Annotated in this window: 19 protein-coding genes and 1 riboswitch; of the genes, 8 read left to right on the top strand and 11 right to left on the bottom strand. The window is 48.5% G+C overall.

Going from position 1 to position 20,089, the window contains the following annotated elements:
• Positions 1-63: 63 nt before the first annotated feature.
• Positions 64-1,539, bottom strand: a complete 1,476-nt coding sequence (locus tag C7R93_RS15295) for a methyl-accepting chemotaxis protein (RefSeq protein WP_106839616.1) — start codon at positions 1,537-1,539, stop codon at positions 64-66.
• A 155-nt stretch (positions 1,540-1,694) separates the two neighbouring features.
• Between C7R93_RS15295 and C7R93_RS15290 the strand changes: the two genes are divergently transcribed.
• Both C7R93_RS15290 and C7R93_RS15285 read left to right on the top strand, forming a co-directional pair.
• Positions 1,695-2,312, top strand: a complete 618-nt coding sequence (locus C7R93_RS15290; RefSeq protein ID WP_106839615.1) for a DUF3298 and DUF4163 domain-containing protein — start codon at positions 1,695-1,697, stop codon at positions 2,310-2,312.
• A 201-nt stretch (positions 2,313-2,513) separates the two neighbouring features.
• Entirely contained in the window at positions 2,514-2,927 is a 414-nt protein-coding gene (locus C7R93_RS15285; RefSeq protein ID WP_106839614.1) for a MarR family winged helix-turn-helix transcriptional regulator, read from the top strand.
• A 49-nt stretch (positions 2,928-2,976) separates the two neighbouring features.
• Here the strand turns inward: C7R93_RS15285 and C7R93_RS15280 are convergent, their stop codons facing one another.
• The 3 genes from C7R93_RS15280 to C7R93_RS15270 all read right to left on the bottom strand — a co-directional run bounded on the left by C7R93_RS15280 (position 2,977) and on the right by C7R93_RS15270 (position 5,180).
• Complete coding sequence (locus C7R93_RS15280) at positions 2,977-3,252, bottom strand: hypothetical protein (protein WP_106839613.1); 276 nt, start codon at positions 3,250-3,252, stop codon at positions 2,977-2,979.
• Positions 3,227-3,679 (bottom strand): hypothetical protein, encoded by a 453-nt coding sequence (locus tag C7R93_RS15275; RefSeq protein WP_244191555.1) that lies wholly within the window; start codon positions 3,677-3,679, stop codon positions 3,227-3,229. The genes C7R93_RS15280 and C7R93_RS15275 overlap by 26 nt, the downstream gene beginning before the upstream one ends.
• Positions 3,680-3,746: 67 nt before the next feature.
• The gene (locus tag C7R93_RS15270; RefSeq protein ID WP_106839612.1) at positions 3,747-5,180 is read right to left on the bottom strand and encodes an NAD(P)/FAD-dependent oxidoreductase; all 1,434 of its coding nucleotides are present in this window, start codon (positions 5,178-5,180) and stop codon (positions 3,747-3,749) included.
• Positions 5,181-5,232: 52 nt separating this feature from the next.
• Positions 5,233-5,332: riboswitch (purine riboswitch) on the bottom strand.
• 289 nt (positions 5,333-5,621) lie between these two features.
• Here C7R93_RS15270 and C7R93_RS15265 point away from each other — a divergent pair.
• Positions 5,622-6,809, top strand: a complete 1,188-nt coding sequence (locus tag C7R93_RS15265) for an amino acid deaminase/aldolase (protein ID WP_106839611.1) — start codon at positions 5,622-5,624, stop codon at positions 6,807-6,809.
• The gene (locus C7R93_RS15260) at positions 6,797-8,113 is read left to right on the top strand and encodes a D-arabinono-1,4-lactone oxidase (RefSeq protein ID WP_106839610.1); all 1,317 of its coding nucleotides are present in this window, start codon (positions 6,797-6,799) and stop codon (positions 8,111-8,113) included. Before C7R93_RS15265 ends, C7R93_RS15260 begins: the two co-directional genes overlap by 13 nt.
• Positions 8,114-8,188: 75 nt before the next feature.
• Here C7R93_RS15260 and C7R93_RS15255 read toward each other — a convergent pair whose 3' ends face one another.
• Both C7R93_RS15255 and C7R93_RS15250 read right to left on the bottom strand, forming a co-directional pair.
• Positions 8,189-9,598 carry an amino acid permease gene (locus C7R93_RS15255; protein WP_106839609.1) on the bottom strand — a complete coding sequence of 470 codons (1,410 nt, stop codon included), beginning with the start codon at positions 9,596-9,598 and terminating at the stop codon, positions 8,189-8,191.
• 72 nt (positions 9,599-9,670) lie between these two features.
• Entirely contained in the window at positions 9,671-10,435 is a 765-nt protein-coding gene (locus C7R93_RS15250; protein WP_106839608.1) for a dimethylarginine dimethylaminohydrolase family protein, read from the bottom strand.
• Positions 10,436-10,781: 346 nt separating this feature from the next.
• Here C7R93_RS15250 and C7R93_RS15245 point away from each other — a divergent pair, with 346 nt between their 5' ends.
• The 3 genes from C7R93_RS15245 to C7R93_RS15235 all read left to right on the top strand — a co-directional run bounded on the left by C7R93_RS15245 (position 10,782) and on the right by C7R93_RS15235 (position 13,692).
• Positions 10,782-11,522, top strand: coding sequence for an IclR family transcriptional regulator (locus tag C7R93_RS15245; protein ID WP_106839607.1), 741 nt, complete (start codon positions 10,782-10,784; stop codon positions 11,520-11,522).
• A gap of 58 nt (positions 11,523-11,580) precedes the next feature.
• The gene (locus C7R93_RS15240; protein ID WP_106839606.1) at positions 11,581-13,215 is read left to right on the top strand and encodes a M20/M25/M40 family metallo-hydrolase; all 1,635 of its coding nucleotides are present in this window, start codon (positions 11,581-11,583) and stop codon (positions 13,213-13,215) included.
• A gap of 90 nt (positions 13,216-13,305) precedes the next feature.
• Positions 13,306-13,692 carry an OsmC family protein gene (locus tag C7R93_RS15235; RefSeq protein WP_106839605.1) on the top strand — a complete coding sequence of 129 codons (387 nt, stop codon included), beginning with the start codon at positions 13,306-13,308 and terminating at the stop codon, positions 13,690-13,692.
• 261 nt (positions 13,693-13,953) lie between these two features.
• Here C7R93_RS15235 and cls read toward each other — a convergent pair whose 3' ends face one another.
• Together cls and C7R93_RS15220 are read right to left on the bottom strand one after the other, a co-directional pair.
• Positions 13,954-15,402, bottom strand: coding sequence for a cardiolipin synthase (gene cls, locus C7R93_RS15225; RefSeq protein WP_106839749.1), 1,449 nt, complete (start codon positions 15,400-15,402; stop codon positions 13,954-13,956).
• An 82-nt stretch (positions 15,403-15,484) separates the two neighbouring features.
• On the bottom strand, positions 15,485-16,429 hold the full coding sequence (locus tag C7R93_RS15220) for an aminopeptidase (RefSeq protein ID WP_106839604.1): 945 nt from the start codon (positions 16,427-16,429) through the stop codon (positions 15,485-15,487).
• A 293-nt stretch (positions 16,430-16,722) separates the two neighbouring features.
• Here C7R93_RS15220 and C7R93_RS15215 point away from each other — a divergent pair, with 293 nt between their 5' ends.
• Positions 16,723-18,006, top strand: a complete 1,284-nt coding sequence (locus tag C7R93_RS15215; RefSeq protein WP_106839748.1) for a haloacid dehalogenase-like hydrolase — start codon at positions 16,723-16,725, stop codon at positions 18,004-18,006.
• A 39-nt stretch (positions 18,007-18,045) separates the two neighbouring features.
• Here C7R93_RS15215 and C7R93_RS30660 read toward each other — a convergent pair whose 3' ends face one another.
• From C7R93_RS30660 to C7R93_RS15205, 3 genes are read right to left on the bottom strand one after another with little or no spacing between them, the layout of a single operon-like run.
• Positions 18,046-18,414, bottom strand: coding sequence for a hypothetical protein (locus C7R93_RS30660; RefSeq protein WP_244191554.1), 369 nt, complete (start codon positions 18,412-18,414; stop codon positions 18,046-18,048).
• Positions 18,415-18,420: 6 nt separating this feature from the next.
• On the bottom strand, positions 18,421-19,503 hold the full coding sequence (locus tag C7R93_RS15210; protein ID WP_244191553.1) for a DUF4179 domain-containing protein: 1,083 nt from the start codon (positions 19,501-19,503) through the stop codon (positions 18,421-18,423).
• Positions 19,496-20,068, bottom strand: coding sequence for an RNA polymerase sigma factor (locus C7R93_RS15205; RefSeq protein ID WP_106839603.1), 573 nt, complete (start codon positions 20,066-20,068; stop codon positions 19,496-19,498). Before C7R93_RS15205 ends, C7R93_RS15210 begins: the two co-directional genes overlap by 8 nt.
• Positions 20,069-20,089 lie beyond the last annotated feature (21 nt).

Genomic DNA, 20,089 nt, shown 5'->3' with positions numbered 1-20,089 from the left:
CAAAAAATCAATTCTTTTTTCTCAATTCCAAACACTTCTAAAAGTGAATCGAGGTTCCTTTCACTAATTTACGTGAAAGGTTTGCTGGAGGCGATGAGACAACGTATTCAGCTCGCCCAGCTCTTCCGTAATCTCACGCACTTTTTGATGCTGGTTTTCTGCTGTCGCAAACAGCTCTTCTAAGTTGGCTACGGATTCCTCGGTTACGGCTGTAATGGTCGACATCTCGATAGCAACCTCTCCGGAACGCACTTTTACCCGGTCCATGCTGGAGCTTACTTGATCAGCCGCTTCCAAGAACGCCATCATCCCAGCGCGTACCGCTTCGATTGACGCCACTGTTTTCACTGCCAACTCTCGACCTTTTGCAACGGAATTCTCACCATTGCTCATATGCTGAACCGCATTTTCGCTTTCCTGGTGCAGAGACTTGAGAATGTCGGTAATTTCCTGCGTAGCTGTTGCGCTTTGTTCTGCCAGCTTGCGTACCTCATCCGCTACCACAGCAAACCCTCTGCCATGCTCGCCTGCACGCGCCGATTCAATCGCCGCATTCAGTGCCAAGAGATTCGTTTGTGTCGCGATCTGATTAATAGCGCCGACAATTTCCTCTACGCGATTCGCCTGCCGATTGAGCTGATGAATCGTAGAGGCTGCTACATTGACTGCCTGCACAATTTGCTCCATCTGCGAGGAGAGCTCGTTCATCATCTGAACACTATCTGCCAGACGACGGTTGTTTTGTTGCGATTCTGTTTTCATCGCGTTGGTCTGTGTTGTGACCGCTTCGATTTCCTGATCGATGGATTGAACCTCTTCTTCGATCTTCACCGTAGAATTCGCTTGCGATTCCATACCTGTGGCGACTTCCTTGAAGGCTACCATCATTTCATCTGTATTGCGCTTCGTGCCTTCCGCATGCTCATGCACATGATCGCTTGTACGATCCAGTTGCTCCGTCATTTGCTGGATGTTCAAAAGCATCTCTCCCAGACGGCGTTCCTTCTCTTCCGCTTCCTGCCTTGCGTCATGAGCTTTTCGCAAGGAGGCTTGTCCGGCGAGACATAGATACGTGACGGCTCCCATCATCATGAGAATCGTGACAATACGCATAAGCAAATTGAGCTCCGAAAAATCACCCTCGAAAATCTCGTAGGTTCCCGTATAAAACCCGACAATCGTAACGATGATTTGGGCAATTCCCGCTGTAACTACCAGCTTCCAGTCCAAATAGGCTGCCAAAAAGCCCATGACGATAAAGGCGAGGAAGGTGACCTCCTGATAATCGGTAAAGTGATCGAATGAAATCGCATAAAACATGAGTCCAATTGCTACCAGATAACGAATCACATGACTATCTTTGCGAATGAAATAATACGGCGAAACAATTAGAGTGACCAGCAATCCCAAGGACGTCACTTTCCAGAAGTTCACATCCACTTGGTAGGCAATGAGTCCCGCCATCCACAAATGATTCCATAGGATGAAAATCATAAAGCCTTCTTTGTCAGTCAAGGTATTGCGAACCAATTGAATCATAATTGCCCCCCTTTTCCTTATTACTTATGTATCGGATTCTTTCCCCATTATATAGCCAAACCTTTGCCAAATTTGTGAAAAAAGTGAGAACAGCCAAAAACAATTTCGAATAGGCTATTACACAACTCACACGTACAGGAGGCAAACGGAGAAAAGTGGAACTCAATCAATTGCCAGCTACCGTGCTGACACGGACGATTAGCCGTCCGAACACCACGATCTACTATCCGCAATTGGCGGGTCTAGCCAATCAGCAAGCGGAAAAAGATATCAACCGGGCCATTCATCAAACGGTTCAAGGCTTAATTCACGAGCAGCAACGGGTCCAAGTGCCGGGAAATACACAAATGCAAGGAAGCTATGAAATCAAGACAAACGAACGCGGCATTTTCAGTGTCGTGTTGAACAACTACGCCTACACACCGCAAATGGCTCACGGCATGACCTTCCTCGGGTCGATCACCGCAGATATCCAAACAGGCAAGCTGTATACGCTGCGTGAATTATTCAAGCCAGGAAGCGATTACGTCAAGGTGATTTCCGAAAACATCAAGCGTCAAATCAAAGAAAGAAGCATCCCCACACTAAACGGCTTTACTTCGATTAAGCCCGATCAGGATTATTACCTCGCTGACAAAGCACTGGTCATCTACTTCCAGTTGTACGAAATTACGCCTTACTACGTCGGTTTCCCCATGTTCCCCATTTCGGTCTATGAGCTAGAGCCGCTCATCAATGAAAAAGGACCGCTCGCCATCTTGTCCGCAGATTAATGCATTATCGTATTTTTCAGCCAGGTGAGTGTCTTTTTCCATGACACTTCCCTGGTTCTATTTGTGTCAGAAAATCCATTATTTCGCCATCGAATAAACGTTTACTTATATGTCAAGAACTGCTAGTATGTTATTGTACATATTTACTTAAGCAATAAAGTGTACGATATATCGGACCAGCTTTCCTGGAGGTATATATTTATGCAATATTATGGTCATCGAATTAGCCAAACCGCAAGAATATTCAGTAAATCTTTAAATGGGACCATGGCTCCCATGGGATTATACAGCTCGCAATGGGGTATTATCCTTTGCTTGCATTATCGCGAATCGCTCACCCAGGTTCAATTGAGCAACTACCTGAATGTAGAAGCGCCGACGATTACCCGGACACTAACCCGATTGGAAGAGATGGGCTGGATTATTCGCTCAGAAGGTGATGACAAGCGTGAACGCTATGTGTCCTTGTCCCCGCAAGCAGTCGAGCGGTTCCCGGAATGGCTGGAGGCTGCCAAAGAGCAAGAGGAACTGGCACTCCGCGGCCTTGACGAAGCAGAACTCGCTATCTTCAACCGCGTATTGAAGAAAATGAACGATAATATGCAGCCGTCGTAGTAAGTAAAAATGACTTCGCCCAAAAGCAGTTCGGTGAAGTCATTTTTTGTTAGCCATTTTTCCTTGTGGTATTGATGATGGTATTGAGCTCTTGTTCCAATTGAATCAGTTCAATCTGTATCTGTTGCTTTTGCAATTGTTTTTTCTGTTGCAGCACTTGTTTTTTCAAATCATTTGATTCTTTGCCATTGGATTGATTGTCTGTAGACGTATCCTGATCCGGTTCCACCTGTCCAGTCGAGCCTATAGCCGCTAGGAAGGCCCCCAGAACCGCGATCCACCCGCCTACCGCTACCAGCTCATTCGCCAGATTTTTTTCGATCATCCTTCTTCCCTCCGTTCTTGGATGGACTCTCCTGCAAATTCTTCTTTATATCTTGAATACTGTCTCGTAATTGAGAAATTTGCTGTTCAATTCGTTTGAATTGCATATCTTCATCGTCGTCATTGCCATTCTTATTCTTCCCATTGACTTGCTTGTTTAATTGAATGAGGGGCTGTATCAACTTCTCATTGTCGCAGGCAGGCTTTTGACTTAATCTGGTTGTTTTATCAATGGCCAGTATGACAAAGCCAATCGAAATAATCCAAAGTGCTATCACAGCGGTATCGTCATCATCATCACAAAAAAACATAGATACCTCCCTGCCAACAAAAGGTCGTGGTTTGATTATTGGCCCTTTTATACAATACGCTTCTGCCCAATTCCTCGTGACATCGGGACCATTACTTTCCTGATGCTGTTTTGTCATGAAAAAAAGCTCCCCACCAAGCACAAGCGTGCCTGGCAAGAAGCCTATTTCCTTCTGATCGTTTTCGTTATTGCATGCGCTTCGCGATATTGCGAGCCATCCAGACACCAGCAGCTCCGGCCTGTGCCAGACCACGCGTAATTCCGGCACCATCCCCGCCACAGAACAATCCCTTGATTTCTGTTTCGAATTCCTCAGTCAGTTTCGGGCGTGCCGAGTAGAACTTCGCTTCCACTCCGTAGAATAATGTGTGCTCGGAGGCGATTCCCGGCGTTACCTTGTCCAGTGCTTCCACCATCTCGATCAGACTTTTCATCGTATTGTAAGGCAACACGAGTCCCAAGTCACCCGGCACCGCTTCCTTCAGAGTAGGCTCAAGGAAGCCTTCCTTAATACGCGACTCTGTGGATCGGCGACCGCGCAAAATATCTCCGTACTTTTGCACGATAACCCCACCGTTTGACAGGTCGTTCGCCCGCTTGCAAATTTCTCTCGCGTACTCATTCGGCTTGTCAAACGGCTCTGTAAACGTATGCGATACCAAAAGCGCAAAGTTCGTATTCTTCGAGCCCAGCGCCGGGTCTTTGTAAGAGTGCCCGTTTGCCGCCATGACCCCACTGTGGTTTTCTACGACCACGTGACCGGATGGATTGCTGCAAAACGTCCGTACACGCGTTCCGACAGATGTATTGAAAATGAATTTTCCTTCGTACAGGTGTTCATTGATTTCGCGCATGACGACATCGGACGTCTCCACACGTACGCCTACGTCGACTTGATTGTTGTACATTTTCAGACGGCGTTTTTTTAGGATATCGGTCAACCATGCGGAGCCATCGCGGCCCGGTCCGATTACCACGTAATCAGCTTCATACGATTGGCCGTTTTTCAAGACCACACCTTTTACTTGATGTCCGTCTGCTTCTTTAACCGTAAGGATGTCCTCGACCTCTGTCTTGAACATCATGTCGATGTGCTTCTTCAAATGTTCGAAGATCGACTGGAGAATCTCCAGGTTTTGCTCCGTTCCCAAGTGACGCACCTGCGCTCGCAACAGCTTGAGTCCAGCCGCATAGCCGCGCTGCTCGATGCTCTTGATCGTCTCTGTAGTCGGGTCCGTAATCGATTGAGTAGCCCCATGCTCCAAATTGATTTCATCCACGTATTTGATCAGCCCGAGCACAGTGGAAGGGCTAAGGTAGTCTGTCATCCAACCACCAAATTCGGTGGTAATGTTAAATTTACCATCGCTATAGGCGCCTGCTCCACCAAAACCACTGGTAATCGAGCAAGCCGGCAAACAGCCTGCGAATTCTTTTTTTCCTGCTGGCGGCGGACAGAGTTTGATCTTTTCCTCCAAGATCGGACAGCGTCTGCTATAGATGTCATGCCCTTTATCAATCAACAGCACCTTGGCATTCGGTGCTTTTCTCATTACCTCGTAGCATGTAAAAATCCCTGCTGGTCCTGCTCCTACAACGATTACGTCATACTGATTCATGTCGTTCCCTCCCCGAAAGAATGCAAAAAATTCCCGACCGACGAATAGGGTATACCAAAACTGCCCTATTCGTAGCCGGGAATTTACGGTTCCCTGTAGAGACCCTCAAACCATATTTCTGAGGATATACGAATACAAATCACTATTTCATTCGTCAAGCCTGTGTTGTTCTTCACAACAATATGTATAGTAGCTCATAAGCTGAATCAAGTCAACCGTAACCAGCCTATTTATTCGTCTTTTAAAGTTATTTTTATTGTTAACACGCCTTTACAATCACTGAAAACACCAAAACACGAACATTAAAACGCGAGCATTCGCTTTTTCTGTACATGTCGCTTATCTGTTCAGGAAGGAATCGATCACAAATGAGTAGAATAGAAAGAATTTTATGAAATATTTCTCGTTCATTATATCTCTTAAAAAGGATGAGGCCTGTACATGCGGGATTATCGCTATTATCAGTCTGCCTTTGCCGGTGTTCCAAAGCCGTTTGCTTTCGTCGACCTAGATCTTCTGGAGGAAAATGCGGAGCAAATCTGTTTGCAAAGCAATGGAAAACCCGTTCGAATCGCGAGCAAGTCGATCCGAAGCGTTGCCATTCTCAAACATGTATTGCAGTTGGACGATTGCTTTCGTGGTCTCATGTGCTATTCCGCTCCTGAGGTGCTTCACCTGTGCGAGGCAGGCTTCGATGACCTGCTACTCGGCTATCCGCTCTGGGAAAAAAGCTGGCTTTTGTCAATCGCCTTTGAGATTAAAAACGGACGCTCCATTACTTTGATGATCGACTCTCTCCCTCATGTCGAACAGCTCGAACAAATCGCCCGAGAAACGGGAACCAGGCTGCCTGTCTGTCTCGATATTGACATGTCGTCTGATGTGCTGGGGCTGCATTTCGGCGTCTGGCGCTCCCCTCTTCGCTCTCTTGAGACGTCCCTCTCCCTTGCCAACCGCGTTGCTTCCTCCGATCATCTTTACCTAGATGGTGTCATGGGGTACGAAGCTCAGATTGCCGGCGTGGGTGATCGGTACCCTCGTCAATTCCTGAAAAACAGCATTATTCGTCTTCTCAAACAGTATTCCGTGAAAGAAGTGGCACAGCGACGCGCCACACTGGTGCATGCCATTCGCGAGCTAGGCATTTCTCTTCGCTTCGTAAACGGTGGGGGAACAGGCAGCTTGCACTTGACCGGGAAAGAAGACGCCGTTACAGAGGTTACAGCAGGCTCCGGATTTTTTTCGCCTGGGCTGTTTGACTACTTTCAAGATTTCAGCTTTCATCCTGCTGCTGGATTTGCCCTGGAGATTATCCGCAAACCCACTCCGCATATTTATACCTGTGCGGGTGGTGGCTACATTGCCTCTGGTTCTGCGGGGCAGGACAGACTCCCCAAGCCTTACTTGCCAGCGAGAGCAAAGCTGTTCCGCAACGAAGGAGCAGGTGAGGTCCAGACACCGATCCACTATCAAGGCATGGAAACGCTGGAGTTGGGAGATCCGATCTTTTTTCGCCATGCGAAAGCAGGAGAGCTCTGCGAACGTTTTACCAGGCTGTATTGCATCTCTGGTGGCAAAATTATCGAGGAAGTGACGACCTATCGGGGGGATGGATTATGCTCACTGTAAGGAAACACGCGAATCACTGGACCAATTGGACAGGAAATGTACAAAGTCAGCCGAAACAAATCGCGATGCCAGAGTCCGTGGATGAGGTCGTGCAGCTTGTCCTTGCTTGCAAGAAGGCAGGTACACGAATTCGAGTCGTCGGCTCAGGTCATTCCTTCACGCGGCTCGTTCAGACAGAAGACTGCTTGCTATCCTTGGATCATCTCCAAGGAATCGTAAGTGTAGACCCTGCCGATCATACCGTTGAAGTCTGGGCAGGCACCAAGCTCAAGACACTCGGACACCTTTTGCATGAAGCGGGCTACTCCCAAGAAAATCTCGGAGACATTAACGCCCAGTCCATTGCAGGGGCCGTCAGCACCGGAACCCACGGCACAGGCATTCATTTTGGCAGCATCTCCACGCAAGTCGTTGGGCTGACAGTCGTGACCGCATCTGGGGAGGTTTTGGAAGTATCCGAGCAAGCCAGACCGGAGCTGTTTAAAGCCATGCAAGTCTCTCTTGGTCTCTTGGGCATCATCGTACGCGTCAAGCTGCGTGTCCTCCCAGCCTATCGCCTGCGCTACCAAAGCCGTCGTATGCAACTAGAGGAGTGCCTGACCTCACTGGAGACGTTTAAAACCGAGCATCGGCATTTCGAATTTTTTATCTTCCCGTATTCGGACACCGTTCAAGTGAAATTCATGAACGAGACCAGCGATCCCCCCAGCGGCAATCAACGATGGAGCTATTTGAAGAAAATGGTGGTGGAAAATGGGCTGTTTTGGCTCTTGTCGGAGAGCTGCCGATTGCGCCCTTCTCTCTCCAAAAGCGTCAGCAGGCTGTCCGCCCAAAGCGTTCCCTCTGTCCATGAGAGCGGCTACAGCCATCAGCTTTTCGCCACTCCTCGCCTTGTTCGTTTTTACGAAATGGAATACTGCTTACCCGCTGAACATATGGGCGATGCCATACTGGAGCTGCGTCAGGCGATTGAGCAGGAGGGCTTTGCCGTTCATTTTCCGCTGGAATGCCGATACGTCAAAAAGGACGACATCTGGCTCAGTCCCGCTTACGAACGGGATAGTGCCTTCATTGCCATCCATATGTACAAGGGCATGCCTTACGAAGCGTACTTTGCCCGGATGGAGGAGATTTTCGCCCGATATGGCGGACGTCCACACTGGGGGAAAATGCACAGCATGACCGCCGAGAAGCTCCATCGGGTTTATCCGCGCTTGCCCGAGTTCCTCGCCATTCGCTCTGAGCTCGACCCTGACGGCTTGTTCGTGAACCCGTATTTGGCCGATCTGTTCGGCATCTCCTGAAGATAATCCTTACACCACAAAAATGCCCCGACCACATCATCATGGCAGGGGCATTTTTCTATCGAGCAAGAAGGCTTAGCCTTGCGTTGGGAGATTCGGTTTATGCACCTTTTTGCGTCCATACCGCACATAATAGAACGTATAGAATAGCACTAACGCACCTATTCCGTAGAAGAGTCCAATACGCTGTGTCGGGTCAAACGCTGGGAAGATGAGAATGAATGTGCAAATAGCCAGACACAGGAGCGGCATCACCGGGTAAAACGGTGCTACGAATTGTAAATCTTCTATTTTCCCACCCTCACGCAAGTATTGACGGCGGAAATTGAATTGAGAGAGAGCAATCCCCATCCAAGTGAAGGTAACCGCAATACCGGATACAGACATGAGCAGCACGTATACAGTATCCGCTGCAACCACGCTGGTCAACAACGACAAAAGCGAGAACGCCAACGTCGCCAAGAGCGCGTTCAGGGGCACTTTACGCTTGGTCAATTTTCCAAAAACAGGATGTGCCATATTGCTATGGGAAAGTGACCACAACAAGCGAGTTGCTGCATACAAGCATGAGTTACCAACAGACAACAGAGCCGTCAAAATGACGAAGTTCATGATATCCGCTGCAAAAGGAATCCCCACTGAATCAAATACTGTCACAAACGGGCTTTCCAAGAGTCCAAGCTCACTCGATGGAAAGAGTGCGGACAAGATCGTAACCGACGCCACATAGAACACGAGAATACGAAACACAACGTTGCGAATCGCCCGCGGAATGGTCTTCTGCGGGTTTTCTGCTTCCCCCGCTGCAATTCCGATCAGTTCAGAGCCTTGATAAGAGAATACGACGTTCATCATCGTCACAAAGACGATCATAATGCCAAACGGGAATAGTCCCCCATCTGCCGAGAAGTTGGAGAGAAACGGAGCGGGTCTTCCTTCCATACTGACAATACCGAATATAGCACCTAGTCCGACAATAATAAAAATAAGGACAGCTAATACTTTAATTCCGGCAAACCAGTATTCGGTTTCTGCAAACCCTTTTGTCGTTAACGCATTGAAAGCAAAGAGCAAAACGATAAAGAGCGCGCACCAAATCCAGATCGGCGTATCCGGGAACCATCGTTGCATGACCATGCCTGCGGCAGTGAACTCTACCCCGGCCGTTGTAGCTGACCCTAGCCAATACATCCATCCCAGTGTAAACCCACTCGCTGGACCAATATACTTGCTGGCATAGGCTTGGAAAGAGCCTGTTACTGGCATTTTTACAGAAAGCTCACCCAGACACGTCATGACCAGATACAGCAAAATCCCGCCGACGATATAAGCGACAAGCGCTCCGCCTGGTCCAGCCTGATTGATGGTGAAGCCAGCATTGAGGAAGAGCCCTGTCCCGATCACACCACCTAAGGACAGCATAAACAAGTGGCGACTTTTCATGGAGCGTTGTAGCTCTGTATCTCTTTCATTCCCAGTGTTCATATGATTCCTCTCTTTCACCAGCTTTTTAAGAGGCCTATCAGAGGGCGATAAACGAAGAGAGAACTGCCTGCGTTAGAAGCGCAGGGACAGGCAGCTCAATCCTCCGTCTTGTTTACGGAATTCAGACATATCCAGCTCAATCACATTGTAACCCGCGTCCGTGATTTGTTTTTTCGTGCTCTCAAAGCCTTTTGGAATAATGACGTAGTCGTTGATATGGATGCAGTTCGCGGAGTATTCTACTTCTTTTTCCACGACCAGATGCTTGTATTTGCTAAATAACTCAGAATCGATGAACTCCCCTGCCAGGACAAGCAGGTCATTGCCAAGGTAGGCGATTCCTGTTTTCAGGTGGAAAAACTCTTTCAGTGGAACAATGGTGACTTCATATCCGTATTTGGAGAGAATCTCGCGGAACTGGATAGCTCCTTCTTCATTCGTACGAGTAGAGAGACCGACATAGAAATGGTTGTCTACCTGCATGACGTCTCCACCGTCGAGGAAGCCAGGGGCCTGAATATATTCAATCGTGTCATAAAAACGAGGAAGCACCAATTTCATATCCTCAATTTCACCATTGCGGCTTTCTGCACCGGGATTGGTGATGACGGCGCACTTTTCCGTGAGGACCGCTGTATCTTCGACAAATGTAGAATCCGGGAAACGCTCGTCCGCTTCCAAAACGGTTACATCCAGACCTGTCTGTTTCAGTGCTTCTACGTATGCGGCATGCTGCTCAAGAGCAAGTTCAAAATCCGGTGTACCCAAATCAGAAGTCGTCAAACCATTTACATAACTGTTTCCCGGTTTTCTTACAATCGCACGTGAAAATTTCATGATGATAGATCTCCCTTCTGTTTTCGAATCTTACTTTTTACATTAGGCGACGAGAAACAAGCATGTAAACGCTTCCTCTTCTGCTACTTTTGCATGTTCTTCGCCACCATGTTGCATTCATTCTCCTCTGAGCAATCACTCAGAAATATTCCGCATTGTGGAATCGCTTCTGCCATACAAAATTACACTCTTAATGTAAAATAGTTTCAAATTTTTTGTCAACAAGTTTTATCTAGTCTAAATTATATTGATTCGGCTGAAAAATTCTGATAGATTGAGGTCATATTAAGCTGGCGTGACATTCGATGAGCAGTCACTATGCAACAAGGCCAGGAGGTAACCTACGTTGGTACAATCGATTGACCGGGCGATGAGCATCATCTCCGTCCTGGTATCAGACCCAAACAGGCAGCATTGGTCCATCTCGGAAATTGCTGAACAAACGAACCTACCACTGAGTACGGTACACCGTTTAATAAGCAGCCTCATCAAGCATGGACTCATCCTCCAGGTTCCTGAGAGCAAGCAGTACAAGGTCGGCTATTTATGGATGGAAATCGGGCTGCGCATCCTGGACAAGATGGATATGCGCGCTGTCGCCCGAGCTGTCATGGAACAATTGGCAGCAGATGTACGAGAAACGGTCTATCTGAACATTCCGCAAGGCTCTCATGCTATCGTACTCGAACGAGTGGAAGGTCCCATGTCTGTCAGAAGCATGGATAATCTGGGCGAGCGTATTCCGCTGCATATCGGTGCGGCAAACAAAACGATTCTCGCCAGCATGAACCCGACCGAAGCAGAGCAAAACGTGACCGCTTTAATCCCAAATGCACAAAAACGCGGCGAACTGTTAGAACGACTGCCAGAAATCAGACAAAACGGCTATGCAGTCAGCTACGGTGAGAAAACCGAGGGCACTGCATCCATTGCCGCTCCTATCTTCGGCGTTAACCAAAAAGTCATGGGCGCTTTGAGTATCGGCGTTCCGAGCTATCGGATCAACGATCAACTCTTGTCCTCACTAATTGAGCAAACACAACAAAGTGCCAAAGAAATTTCTCACAAGATCGGCGCCTTACCTTAATTTTTTTGCCCACTAACCGGAAACAGTTTTCACTATACGGAAAACGGAGGCGTTTTTAATGCAAAAATGGCAAACGAAGGAGCAACTCGTTGATCTCTTGTGCAATTTGGTAAGCATCCCAAGCATTACAGGGTCATCTGCCGAGAAGGATTTGCCTGGCTACGTCGTGGATCAGCTGCGCAGCCTGCCTTATTATCAAGCCAATCCTGATCATGTGCGTGCGAATCCGACCGGGGATGGGCGCCATTTTGTTACTGCTCTGATTAAAAAAGAAGGGGTACGGGACACCGTCATTCTCGTCAGCCATTTTGATGTGGTCGATGTCGAGGATTACGGTGCTTGGATGAAACATGCTTTTGATCCGAAGACCCTCACTCCTCTCTTCCAGCAAAACCAAGCAGATATGCCAGCCGACGTTCAGCAGGATATCCGCACTGGAAACTGGCTGTTTGGCCGTGGCACCATGGATATGAAGTGCGGACTGACGCTGCACATGTCGATGATTGAGCAAGCGATTGCCGGAGAGTTCGACGGCAACATTTTGCTTCTGACCGTCCCTGATGAAGAGGTGAATTCTGTCGGAATGCGGGCAGCGGTCCCAGCGCTGTTGAAAATCGCCGAAGAGTTCGACCTGAGCTACACCACCGTACTCAACTCCGAGCCGATGTTTACCCGCTATCCAGGGGATACGAATACGTACTTGTACACAGGCTCCATCGGAAAAGTGCTGCCAGGCTTCCTCTGCTACGGCAAAGAAACACATGTCGGCGAGCCTTTTGCTGGGCTAAACGGCAATTACATGGCCTCTCAAATTACATGTGAGCTGGAGCTGAACACATCCTTTTGCGAGGTCGTAGAAGGTGAAGCCTCTCCTCCGCCGACGAACCTGATTCAAAAGGATCTGAAAAAAGAGTACTCTGTGCAAATCCCGCACCGCGCTGTGACGCTGTTCAACCTGTTCCTGCTGGAGAAGCAAATGGAGGATGTCGTAGAGCCTCTGCTCGAAGCAGCACGAAATGTCGCAGAGAGTATGAAGCAAAACTACCTGAAGCACGCGAGCCAGTTTGCCAACTTCGCGCCGTTCAGCCCACGTGATCTGTCCATTTCCGTCATGACTTACGAAGAGCTGTATGCCTACGCGAAGAAAACGTACGGAGAAGAAAAGTTGCGCCAGCTGGAAGCAGATGTTATCGCCAACCGCGGCGACAAGGACGACCGCGACACCACGATCGAGCTGGTGGATCAATTAGCGATTCTGTGCAAAGAGCTGTCGCCGATGATGATCTTGTTCTTTGCTCCGCCATTTTACCCGGCAGTCAGCTCGCGCAATCATCCTCTGATCCAACAAACGATGGAAGAGATGAAAGCATACGCAAGAGATCAGCACCAGGTCAATTTGGTCAAACAAAACTACTTTGGCGGTATCTCTGACTTAAGCTACGTCGGACTTCAATATCCGGCGGCATCCATGAAGCCATTGGTAGCAAACATGCCTTTATGGGACAACGGCTACTCCATTCCGCTTCAGGAGCTCGAAGCTTTTGATGTACCTGTCATGAACCTCGGTCCAGTCGGACGTGACGCTCATCAGTGGACGGAGCGTCTGGACGTGGACTATGCATTCGATACGTTAAGAGACATGCTTCCTCGTTGCATCCAGTCTCTCTTGCAAAATGGGAAAGCATTGAAATAATTGCAAAAGGCTCTTGTACCGATAGATTACTGTCGCGCTGGAGCCTTTTTCCTTATAATGAAGAAAAGCAATCTCACGGGAGGGTTACGCATGGAATTTCAAGCGAAAGAAAATGGCTTTATCACTCAACTGTCCTACGGTGAGCTGCACGTATCGGGTGATGAACAGTATGGCTTTCGTCCCTACCAGCTCTTGGTCTCTTCCATCGCAGTTTGCAGTGGCGGCGTTTTGCGAAAAGTATTGGACAAGATGAGAATGCCGTGCACAGACATGAAGGTAACGGCAGATGTTCAGCGCAATGAGGCAGAAGCAAATCGGGTTGAAAAAATTCACCTGCACTTCATCATTACGGGAGAAAACATGAAAGCAGAAAAAGTGCAAAAAGCCATTGAAGCCGCGAGCAAAAACTGCCCGATGGTCCAATCCGTCAAAGGAAGCATCGTCGTAACCGAGTCCTTCGAATTGATATCATGCTAACAAGTACAGTGCTACCGCCCACTCCTTTGTTTCTTCTTCAAGACATACAGCAGATCACCTTGTCGCCAACGGAAGCATGGACGTTTAAATGCAAGTAGAGCTGTCCTTAAAATGCGACCGTGCGAGCATCGCTTACCGTCAATACTTGACGGAGATGGATGTTACGCTCGGTACGGCCTAAAGCGTAAACAGTAAAGGACCTGCCAGCCCGTGTTTGTTCACATAGGCTAACAGGTCCTCTTTTGCTTTCCCGTACTGCTTTTATAATAGCGGAGACAACAGCCGCGTCAGCGATTCCAACAAGCGTAAACGCAGTGGTCGGTTCACATACTCTCCCAATGTGATCTCCCTACAATCAGCCAGATCGGAGACAAACAGTTCCTCCAGCTCCTCTGCCATCTTCGAATCGTACATAAACGCATTCGTCTCGAAATTCAGCTTGAAGCTGCGAATATCCACATTGGCCGTTCCCACAGACGACAGCTGGGTATCGACCACGATTGTTTTGGCGTGCATAAAGCCTTTTTCGTAGAGGAAGCAGCGCACACCGCTCTTTAACAAATCACCGAGATAAGAATGAGTCGCCCAGAACACCATCAAATTATCAGGTTTTCCTGGGACCATTACCCGCACATCCACGCCGGACATCGCCGCCATTTTCAGTGCCGTCAGCATACCCTCATCGGGAACAAAATACGGTGTCTGCAAGTAGATCTTCTTCCGTGCCTTATAGATCATCTTTAAAAAGGCGTGCTTGATCTGCTGTTTCTCCGAATTTGGCCCGCTCGATACGATCTGAACGCCAATGGTTCCCTTGTCCTCACGCAACTCCGGGAAATACGATATCGACTCCTGCATTCGTTGGGGCGAAGACAAATTCCAGTCCAAGAAAAACCGGGCTTGCAGCATGTACACGGCTCGCCCTTCGACCAGCAAATGGGTATCGCGCCAATACCCCAACTTCTTATCCTTGCCCAAATACTCATCACCAATGTTGAAACCGCCAATATAGCCAATCTTTCCATCGATAATTGTCAGCTTGCGGTGATTGCGGAAGTTGACCCGAAAATTAAGAAAAGGAATCTTCGCCGGGAAAAAAGAAGCGACTTGTCCACCTGCTTCTACTAATGGTCGAAGGAACCGGGAAGAGATACCTGACGAGCCTACCGCATCATAAAGCAATCGAACTTCGACGCCTTCCTTTGCCTTCTTCGCCAACAGTTGAATGAGACGTTTCCCCAGTTCATCTTTATTGAGAATATAGTAGAGCAAATGAACATGCTCCCGTGCTTCCTCAATCTGTTTGAACATGAGATCAAACAGACTATGCCCTTCTGCAAACACACGAATCTTATTATCCTGCGTATAATACGCTCCGTCGCTCACCACGTTCATGTAAATCATGTCGCGGTGCCGCTCCATCTCAGGGTCATTCACTTGCATATCGCCATGCTCAAGCAGTTGCTTTTGTCTATCTACGGCAGCCCGAAAATGGGAAAACTCCCCTTCTCGAAGCCGATACAGCTTTCTTTTGCTTAATTTATGTCCAAAAATCAGGTAGATGAAAAACCCGATACCTGGCAAAAAGAGCAAAACCATCAACCATGCCCACGTTGCTGCAATGTTGCGCCTCTCCATAAAAATAAGGACCGCAGCCAAAATCAGGTTGCCTATCGAAATGAGAGCAAAAATTTGTTCGAACAACAAGATCACACCACATCCACCTCTAGGATATCTCCCATCTTACAACATTTCGTTTCGGGATTCATCCTGCCTGTCCATCTAGTTTGTCCTATGCTTCCAATAGCTTTCCGCTTTTCATGATACATTTGTCGTCCAAGTACACATCCGGCTCTTTGACAACCAGATCAATATGTACCCCCGCGACAATTGTCCCGCCAAAAGTATTGTTGCTGCCGAAGGCTACGTGGATCGTTCCGTACACCTTTTCGTCCTCTAAAACAACTCCCGTGATACGCGCCTTATCATTCGTTCCGATTCCGAATTCACCCAGCATCCTCCCGTCTTGGTCACCGAGCATTTGCAGGAGGCGTTCAGCCGCCGTTCCTTCTGCCTCTGTGATCCGACCATTTTGGACCGTCAGCAGCAAGGGCGAATCGATTTTTCCGATACCAGCGATAGAACCATCGACCATGATCTGTCCCTCTGCTGTCCCTTCCAGTGGGGCGATATACGCTTCTCCGGAAGGCAAGTTGCCCGATTCACCAGGATTGACGTACATGCCTGTGCTCGGCACCCCATTGCGGCCGTCGATAGAAAACGTCAATGATTTGCCCGCTTTTTCGATCCGTACGGTACTTGCCCGGGTCAGCATCTCGGTCACACGTTCGGTGAGAGCCTTTACTTGTGTATAGTCGGCAGAAATCGCTCCAGCAAGGAACATATCTTCCGTAATGGCTGGCATGGTAGCCAGTCTCGTACCATTTGCCGCCGCTTCTTTTCGTGCTTTTGTATGCGTCAAAGAGTGCTGGGTCACACACACCACCACATCTGCGCTCTTCATCGCCGCTGCAACAGCAGTAGGAGGCTCTTGTCCTGACTTTTCCCGCTCCTTCATGACCATCAGCATCGCTTCTGCCCCGAGCTGCTTCCCTGCTTCCCAGATTGCCTCCCCGATGTCCCGCTTCCGTTCATCGGCCACCACCAAAAATGTCTCATTCGCTTGTAATGCCAGGCAATTCATCAAAATGCCTTTGCTGGATTCTATCAATGTCACGTGAGCATCATCCTCTCATCTATCTTATGGTTAGATTATATCCACTTTTTTCTTGCAAACGCTTCTGTCTTCGCTAGATTAGATCGTTAGTCCTGCCCTTATCATGTTTATCGGAATCTTCTTGCTTTTGCTGTAAGATTTAGTATGATTAGAATACAAATGAAAACGCTTAAGACAATGAGGTCTTCTACCCGCGCTTTGCAAAAGGCGTGGGGAAGACCTTTTTCTTTTTAAAGGAAATGACAGCGTTTTCATTTGGAGGGATCGAGAAAAAGAAAAAGGGGATGACAACAATGTCACACAGAAAAGCACAACACAAAACGTGGTGGCTGACCATGCTGATGATCGTCGCTCTACTCGCGATGCAGATGCCAGCTCTGGCCAAAGACACCAACGTGCAGATGCTCGACAAGGGGAAATGGGCACCTGCTACTTATCAGGCCGTCCATGAATTAATTGAGAAAAACGGCATCAAGAGTGCCAACTATGATGCCAAGAAAAAGCCGTATGTCGTTTTTGACTGGGATAATACGAGCATCATGCATGACACAGAAGAAGCGCTGTTTGTCTATCAGATCAACCATTTGGCTTACAAGCTCACGCCAGAAGAATTCGGGAAGGTCATTCGCACGAATGTACCAGAGGGACCGTTTTCCGATTCGTATAAAAATGTCGACGGCAAGCCTGTCATACTCGATGCCATCGCGACTGATCTCGTAGCTGACTACACGTACTTATATCAAAATTATCAAGGTCTCAAAGGAACGAAGTCACTGGAAGAAGTGACAGCAACAGAGCAATTCGCAGATTTCAAAGCAAAGCTGTTTTTCTTGTATGAAGCAATCAACGATACGCACAGCAACACGATTGGCTATCCATGGATCCTCTACCTCTTCACGAACATGACCGTTGAAGACGTGCAACAGTTGGCGGAAGCATCCAATGATCATAGCCTAGGCATGGCGATTGAAAAAGTAACCTGGACGAGCCCGAAATCGTTGGCAGGTAAAACAGGCGTGGTGAAAGCATCTCACACAACGGGCCTTCGCCTCACCTCAGAAGTCGCGAATCTAATGAACACGCTGCGTGCCAATGGCATCGACGTGTATGTCGTGTCGGCCTCCTTGGAGGATGTCGTTCGTGTCTTTGCCACTCTCCCGAAATATGGCTACAATCTCCCAGCGGAGAACATCATCGGCATGCGTCTGAAAACAGAAAACGGACTGATCACGAATGTGTACCAGCCTGACTACCCGATCACGGTAGCCCACGGCAAGACTGTAGTGATCCAGGATGTATTGGTGAAAAAGTATGGTCATGGTCCTATCTTCATCGCGGGCGATAGCAATGGGGATTTTGAAATGATGACAGAACTCGACAGCGTGCAGCTCGTGCTCGTCGTAAACCGCGTCAAGGGCGGCAAAATTGGGCAACAAATTACCAAAGGTGCCGAACAAATGGGCAAAGCAAAACCTACGGTAGTCCTGCAAGGACGTGACGAGAACACAGGCATGTGGCTTCCGAATGAAGCGACGATCCGACTTGGGCAGAAAGAGCCGCAGTTGGTCGCGAAATAAACATGCAAAACCGCCCTTTGTACGGGGCGGTTTTCTTCCTTATTGATTGGTAAGCGGGATTCGCCATTCCATGGGATATTTTTTCGTCACGACATCTAGACGTAATGTGAGCTTCTCTGGGAGCTTGGTTGTTTCATATACCTCTCTGTTCCTGTACTCGTGCATCACTAGCGTGAAGGTGTTTCGCTTGCGTCCCAACTGATCTGGCTTTCCCGAGCTACGATTACTTTCTTCCCATCGGTAGGTTGTCCCTTGCTCATTCTGAAGCACCCACCATACCGGATTAATTTCGGTAATTTCTTTCGATAGAACCTCGATCTCCAGTTCGATTGCCTGTTTGTTCGTATCATCTTCTTTTACCAGCCTGCTGTTTTTTAAGATGATGGTATCCTCTCCTACCTGTTTCACCAATGGCTATTTGCTCAATTCAGCCGGATTGAATGTCACGCTCATATCGTACGGCTCAGCCCTGTAGAGACTGTCAATGACGAGTGTCACTGGTTTGCCTTTTTCTAACGGATCGTAATCCCATATCCAGCGGAAATGTCCGTACCGGTCAATGGAATTGGCAAACTCCAGCTTCTCTGCTTCTCTCTTACTGCCATCTGCCGCCTCGTAATGATAGGTCAATGAATATTGTTGATACGGGACAAATGGAGCGTAGTCGGGGGCCGCAGTCTTTCCTGCCAGTTTCCTCGCTTCTTGTTCTATCTGTTTTTTAGCGGAGTCTGTCCACTGTGTCTCCAGTTGGATGCGGGTAGTTGTTGGCGTGTTAATTAACTTGTGAACGGTCAGCTTTAACCCTTGCTTCGTCGTATGTGTTTGATTGACAGGCAGCTCAGTCGTTGCGGCAGCCGTTTTTGCCATCGTAATCGGCACTTGCAGCTTCCAGCTTCCTTTTGTGCCGCCTATTTCCTTGAAATGAATGGACAGTGTTTTTGGAATCGGCTCTTGTTCCTTCCTCCCAAGAGTAAATCCGATGAATCCGACTGTTTTGTCAAAGGATGCTCCCCAGCCGCTTGACATCACCTCACCGTTTCCGTCTAACAGTTCAATTTCATTTAAATGGGAGTTTTCACCTAGCAGCAATTCAGAGTTCAACACCTTGCCATCCGACTGCTTAATCACCAGAGCAGCAGTCACCTGAACGGGATCAGCAATCACTTCTTTTACCTCCAAGGTCAGCCCCTGATCCGTAACGGACAGATTCGGTGATTCGGAAAAGCCTTGTCTAGCGGCCTGTTGCAGCCCTCCTCCGTACTGTTCAAAGATCGATTGGACATAGGCTGCAAACGACGGGGATACCTGCATGCTTGTGAGCAGAGTGACAACCACTGCCGAAGCGATTGCAATTGATTTCCATTTTTTCTGACGGAAAAACGGTAGCCTTGCCACTTGCGAGGAGGAGTCTTTCCCTGGCATTTGAAATTCCGGTATCTCGACAGCTTCCGCTACTTTCGTGAGCGCCTCTCTGATTTGCCGCTCCTCGTTAGTCATGAGTCATTGCCCCTTCCCGCAAAAAATCAGATGGAATGCAATCCTTGTCCAATTGCTGTGCAATCAACTTCCTCGCCTTGTGCATGCGCGATTTGACCGTCCCCTCAAAGGAACCCGTAATTTTGGCGATCTCCGACACGCTGAAGCCTTCGTAATAGTAAAGAATAATAACCGCGCGATGCTCCGCCTTCATGCTGCGAATCGCCTGCCATATTTGCTGCTGCTCCTCCCGCTGGATCACGTTATCCAGCGGCGTTAGCGCCTCCTCCGGGATCAGCTCCTCATACTCCACCACAGGCTTCTGCTTGCGTACCAGATTCAGAGCCCGAAACGTAATGATCCGGTACAACCAATTGCGAAAGGCCACTCCCCGTTTTGGATCGAGTCGATCTATGTGCTGATACGCTTCGATGAGCCCTTCCTGAACGGCGTCCTGCGCCAGATGCTTGTCATGAATGATCAGATACGCTGTCCGGTATGCCATCGCCAGATAAGGCTTGACCAATTGTTCAAAGGCTTCAGGCTCGTCCTCTTGGCATTTGGCAATCAACTCCCACTCATCCACAGCGCGCCCCCCTTTCGTTTT

Source organism: Brevibacillus fortis, from assembly GCF_003013395.1.
In the GTDB taxonomy this organism is placed as follows: Bacteria; Bacillota; Bacilli; order Brevibacillales; family Brevibacillaceae; genus Brevibacillus; species Brevibacillus fortis.
Note: the sequence above shows the minus strand (reverse complement) of the source record. Positions and strands in the feature narration are given on the sequence as shown.

Coding starts and splice junctions, on each gene's coding strand:
- C7R93_RS15295 (WP_106839616.1), bottom strand. CDS start 1,539: ATGATTCAATTGGTTCGCAATACCTTGACTGACAAAGAAGGCTTTATG.
- C7R93_RS15285 (WP_106839614.1), top strand. CDS start 2,514: ATGCAATATTATGGTCATCGAATTAGCCAAACCGCAAGAATATTCAGT.
- C7R93_RS15280 (WP_106839613.1), bottom strand. CDS start 3,252: ATGATCGAAAAAAATCTGGCGAATGAGCTGGTAGCGGTAGGCGGGTGG.
- C7R93_RS15275 (WP_244191555.1), bottom strand. CDS start 3,679: ATGACAAAACAGCATCAGGAAAGTAATGGTCCCGATGTCACGAGGAAT.
- C7R93_RS15270 (WP_106839612.1), bottom strand. CDS start 5,180: ATGAATCAGTATGACGTAATCGTTGTAGGAGCAGGACCAGCAGGGATT.
- C7R93_RS15265 (WP_106839611.1), top strand. CDS start 5,622: ATGCGGGATTATCGCTATTATCAGTCTGCCTTTGCCGGTGTTCCAAAG.
- C7R93_RS15260 (WP_106839610.1), top strand. CDS start 6,797: ATGCTCACTGTAAGGAAACACGCGAATCACTGGACCAATTGGACAGGA.
- C7R93_RS15255 (WP_106839609.1), bottom strand. CDS start 9,598: ATGAACACTGGGAATGAAAGAGATACAGAGCTACAACGCTCCATGAAA.
- C7R93_RS15250 (WP_106839608.1), bottom strand. CDS start 10,435: ATGAAATTTTCACGTGCGATTGTAAGAAAACCGGGAAACAGTTATGTA.
- C7R93_RS15240 (WP_106839606.1), top strand. CDS start 11,581: ATGCAAAAATGGCAAACGAAGGAGCAACTCGTTGATCTCTTGTGCAAT.
- C7R93_RS15235 (WP_106839605.1), top strand. CDS start 13,306: ATGGAATTTCAAGCGAAAGAAAATGGCTTTATCACTCAACTGTCCTAC.
- C7R93_RS15215 (WP_106839748.1), top strand. CDS start 16,723: ATGTCACACAGAAAAGCACAACACAAAACGTGGTGGCTGACCATGCTG.
- C7R93_RS15210 (WP_244191553.1), bottom strand. CDS start 19,503: ATGACTAACGAGGAGCGGCAAATCAGAGAGGCGCTCACGAAAGTAGCG.